This window comes from Bradyrhizobium sp. (assembly GCF_049512235.1).
Taxonomy (GTDB): domain Bacteria; phylum Pseudomonadota; class Alphaproteobacteria; order Rhizobiales; family Xanthobacteraceae; genus Bradyrhizobium.
In genome coordinates this window covers 1-4,103 of the sequence record NZ_JBEKXH010000540.1, presented here as the reverse complement: position 1 = coordinate 4,103, position 4,103 = coordinate 1, and the positions used below count along the sequence as shown (strand labels likewise).

Here is a 4,103-nt window from a genome sequence, read left to right as displayed (position 1 = left end):
ACGGTGCTCGCCAACGTCATGACCGGGGCCTTCCTGCGCGACAAGAATGCGGCCGCGGCGCGCGACAAGGCCCGCGAGGCGATCGCCTTCGTCGGGCTTTCGGCCCGGGAGCACACGGCTGCAAAAGACCTCACCACCATCGATCAGCGCCGGCTCGAAATGGCGCGCGCGCTGGCGACGCAGCCCCGCCTGCTGCTGCTCGACGAAGTCATGGCCGGCCTGAACCCTGCCGAGATCGACGCGGCGGTCGCGCTGATCGGAAAACTGTCCAGCCGCGGCTTGACGATCGTCATCGTCGAACATGTGATGCGCGCCATCATGGCGGTTGCCCGCCACATCGTGGTGCTCGATCACGGCCAGAAGATCGCGGAAGGCGCGCCCAAGGAAATCGTGGAGAATCCGGAAGTGATCCGTGCCTATCTCGGCTCGTACGTGCACCCCAAGGCCGCCGGAGAGAGCTAGTGCTCAGGTTGGAAGCCGTGTGCGCCAGTTACGGTTCGGTGCCGGCGATCTCTGATGTCAGCATCGAGATCGCCGAAGGCGAAGCTGTCGGCCTTTTGGGCGCCAACGGCGCCGGCAAGAGCACGACCTTGCGCGTCATCTCGGGCCTCGTGAAGCTCACCTCCGGCGCCATCACATTCGCCGGCACCAATCTCGCTTCCCTTGCACCGCACCGGATTCCGGAGTTGGGCATTGCCCATGTGCCGGAGGGACGTCAGGTATTTCCCGAAATGACGGTGCAGGAAAATCTCGAGATCGGCGCCTACGTGCCGAAGGCAAAAGCCGAACGCAGCCGGACGCTCGAACTGGTGTACAGCATCTTCCCGCGGCTTTCCGACCGCAGCAGGCAGCTCGCCGGCACCATGAGCGGCGGCGAGCAGCAGATGCTGGCGGTCGGCCGCGGCCTGATGCTCAAGCCAAGGCTCCTGATGCTCGATGAACCCTCGCTGGGCTTGGCGCCCGTCATGACCGACGTGACGTTCGAGAAGATCGGCGAAATCCACAGGATGGGCACGGCGATTTTGCTGGTCGAGCAGAACGTCAGCCGCGCCCTGTCGCTGGTCCAGCGCGCCTATGTACTGGAAAGCGGCCGGGTGATCATGCACGGCACGAGCGCGGAACTGGCTGACAACAAGCAGGTCCAGGCCGCTTATCTCGGAATTTAGCAGGACGAGGACCTTCCATCCGTCATTGCGAGGAGCTCTTGCGACGAAGCAATCCAGCTTTTCTTTCTGTGGCGGGCGATCGATTGCTTCGCTCAATCGAGCGCGCATTCGCGCGCCCGATTGGCTCGCAATGACGAGCCGAGACAAGCACCCTATCGGCCCTATTTTGAGCCAGGCTTTCATTCGAAACCGGGTTTCATGCGCAGGGGCACCGCCGGTGGGGAACTCCGGATGAGGACCGAGAGCTTGGAAACGATTGATTTAATGGAATCGATCCACTAGGCCCGGAACATTGCTGCCATGCGCCACTGGACGAGCCTGACAGGCTTACCGCGCAAAATGGATCGCTGACCATCTGCGCCAAGCCATCGAGAACGTGGCGAGGACACCTGCTCCGCCGTGCCCGCGGACTTCATCTACTGTCCTTGATCGGCCAGGGACGCAACTTGCTCCGGCCGCGGCGCCATGCCTTCACACCCTACGTAACCACCGCCCGTTTCGGCTCGACGATCTCGAACATCCGCGGAAACTCGTCCATCAGCGCCATCAACTCGTAAAGCCTGTCCGGATCGCCGCTGCATTTGATGCTGCCGCCGGCGACGGCTTCCGGAAAACTCGTCTGCTTTGCCATCACCTCGTCGAGCGTGCCGCGCGTCAGGGTAAAGCCGGCATCCGCCGTGGCCGCCTGCCGACCTCCGCTATGGGTCAGCGCGCAGTTCTGCAGCGTGAGAATAAAGCTCTCGTTGGTGTCCGTAAAACTCCAGTTGAGCACGATGTGCTTGCCCTCGGCCTTGGGCCCGTTGAGCCTGACGCCAAGCACGTCCCAGAGCTGCTCGGTGCGCAACGCCGCCAACGTCTCGCGCGGCAGCATCGGCCGCTGCGGCACCTTCGGCATGCCCTCACGCAATTCCTGCGCGCCGAACAGATAGGCATTGCGCCAGGTCGCGCTTTCCGCGCCATAGCCGAGCTGCTCGAACGTGTCCGCAAGCAGCGCGCGGGCCGATTGATTGCCGGGATCGGCGAACACCAGATGGCTCAAGGCCTGGGCCACGAAACGAAATTCGCCCTTGGCGAAGTCCTGCGCTGCCCGCGCCAGCATCGCCTCCGCGCCACCCATATATTCGACATATTTCTTGCCGGCCTCTATTGGCGGCAGCGGGTCGAGATTGACCGGGTTGGCGTCGTACCAGCCGAGATATTTCTGATAGACCGCCTTCACATTGTGCCGGATATGGCCGTAGTAACCGCGGGTGTGCCAGGCGCCTTCGAGGCTCGCCGGCAAGCGGATGGTCTCGGCGATTTCGCTCGCGGTGAGCCCGTGATTCATCAGGCGGATGGTCTGGTCATGGGCGAATTTATAGAGATCGCGCTGCTGGGAGATCATGGTGTCGATGCGCTCTCGGCCCCAGACCGGCCAGTGGTGCTGGCCGCACATGGCATCGGCCTTGCCGCCCCACATCTGCAGCGCTTCGCCGAGATATTTCGACCAGGCGAGCGCGTCGCGCACTTCGGCGCCGCGGAACGGCAGCAGATTGTGGAAATTATGCGTGCAGTTTTCCGCAAGATTGAGCAGTCTGTAGCGCGGGACGAAAAAATGCATCTCCGCCGGCGCTTCGCTGTTCGGCGCCATCTGGAATTCGAAGTCGAGTCCGTCGATGCTGCGCCTGTCGCCGGTCGCCATGATCAGGTCGGTCGGCCGCAGCAGCGCAACCGCGCCCGCCGCCATCGACTTGCCCAAGCCGCAGTCGACCTGCCCGCGCGGACCCCTGGCCAGGAATGGTCCGAATTGATACTGCGCGCGCCGCAGCATCGCGGGCCCGGCGATGATGTTTTCCGAAACCGCGTGCTCGATGAAGAGATTGGGCGCGATGATCGGCACAAGGCCGCTCGCCAGCATACCGTCATCGAGCACGCCGCGCGCGCCACCCCAATGATCGGTGTGGGTGTGGGTGAAAATCACCGCGGCCACCGGCCGCTTGCCGCGGTGTTGGAAATAAAGCTGCAGCGCGGCGCGCGCGCCTTCGATCGAGGTCAGCGTATCGACCACGATGACGCCGCGCTCGCCCTCGATCAGCGTCATGTTGGCAATATCGAGCCCGCGAATCTGATAGACGCCGGGCATGACCTCGAACAGGCCGTGATTCATGTTGAGGCGCGACTGCCGCCACAGACTTGGGTTGACGGTCGCGGGAGCCTCCGGGTCGGACAGAAATCCGTAAGGCTCGAGGCTCCAGACCACCCTGCCCTGCGCCGAAGCGATCCGCGCATGGTCCAGTGTCCCGAGAAAGCCGCGCGAGGCGTCGTCGAAATCGCTTGTATCCGAGAACGGCAGCGCTTGCAGCGTCGCCGCCTGCTGGGCGACGACCGATGCCGAGGCGTCCTTGGGTAATGCGCTGTGGCCCGTTTGACTCATGTCTGTTTTACTCTCTTCTGATCAGCGTAAATCACACCCGATGCGTTCTCAAGCCGAACGCATCGCAACATGCCCCCTGCCCGGCAAGTCTTTGCGATGTGATGAAGGCGGCGTTACTGACAACCAGGTTGCGAGCTGCCGTGGCAGATCTATCGGAGGTGACAATGGAGGCCATCCGGTTTCTGGTTTTGCTACCGGTGGCGGCAAGCCGATGGCCTTGAACGCCTGTCACCAGAGGGCGACGCAGCTCCCGCGCGGGGAGCACGGCACGCTGGACCACCCGTTGAAACGCCGCGGCCGGTTTGGAAATGGTGCCACCGTCGATCACCAACTTCTTACGCGGTCCTCATCCCCGGGGAGCATCGCGCCAGCGATGCGTCTCGAAGGATGGTCGCAAAACATGGTGCAAGCTGCCATCCTTCGAGACGCAAGCCTTTGCGCTCCGGGGCGAAGCCTTGCTCCTAATACGAAACCTGGGACGAGGATACTCCCGCGTCATTGCGAGGAGCTCTTGCGACGAAGCA

Annotated in this window: 3 protein-coding genes; 2 read left to right on the top strand and 1 reads right to left on the bottom strand. The window is 63.1% G+C overall.

Annotated elements, in window-relative coordinates; translation table 11 throughout:
- Together ABSG20_RS31305 and ABSG20_RS31300 are read left to right on the top strand one after the other, a co-directional pair.
- Nucleotides 1-462, top strand: a 462-nt coding sequence (locus ABSG20_RS31305; protein ID WP_423868317.1) for an ABC transporter ATP-binding protein C-terminal domain-containing protein, incomplete at its 5' end; no start/stop codon positions are given.
- Nucleotides 462-1,166 carry an ABC transporter ATP-binding protein gene (locus ABSG20_RS31300; RefSeq protein ID WP_423868316.1) on the top strand — a complete coding sequence of 235 codons (705 nt, stop codon included), beginning with the start codon at nt 462-464 and terminating at the stop codon, nt 1,164-1,166. The genes ABSG20_RS31305 and ABSG20_RS31300, both read left to right, overlap by 1 nt.
- A 478-nt stretch (nt 1,167-1,644) precedes the next feature.
- On the opposite strand, the gene ABSG20_RS31295 is transcribed toward ABSG20_RS31300, so the two are convergent.
- On the bottom strand, nt 1,645-3,579 hold the full coding sequence (locus tag ABSG20_RS31295) for an alkyl/aryl-sulfatase (RefSeq protein ID WP_423868315.1): 1,935 nt from the start codon (nt 3,577-3,579) through the stop codon (nt 1,645-1,647).
- Nucleotides 3,580-4,103 lie beyond the last annotated feature (524 nt).